Genomic DNA, 458 nt, shown 5'->3' on the forward strand with positions numbered 1-458 from the left:
CACCTGATCGCCGTCGACTACCAGAGCTTCCACCCGGCCATCACCCTCGACGAAGCCTGGCGGACCGAACAGACGCTGGTGTCCTACCGCTACGACGGACGTTTCCGGCTGATCGAAGCGATCAATGCCGCCGGCGAAAGCGAACGCTACGACTACGACGACCGACACGTCATCCTCCAGCGGCAATTGGCCGGCGGGGCGAGTTTCTACTGGGAGTGGCAAGGCCTCGGGCCGGCCTCCCGCTGCGTCCGGCACTGGGCCTCGTTTGCGCAGATGGACAGCCGCTACACCTGGGGCGAGGACGGCAGCGTCACGGTCCGGCACCTGGATGGCAGCCAGGAAGTGTACGTCCACGACGAGCGGGCGCGGCTGGTGCGCAAGGTCGAGCCCGACGGCGGCGAGCACCTCAAGGCCTATGACGAACAGGGCCGGCTGATCGCCGAGCAGGATCCGCTGGG

Annotated in this window: 1 protein-coding gene; it reads left to right on the top strand. The window is 67.5% G+C overall.

Features of this window, described 5'->3' with window-relative positions:
- Positions 1-458, top strand: a 458-nt coding sequence (locus AC30D9_RS29390) for a hypothetical protein (protein ID WP_490145377.1), incomplete at both ends; no start/stop codon positions are given.

Source organism: Pseudomonas sp. DF11 (assembly GCF_058148565.1).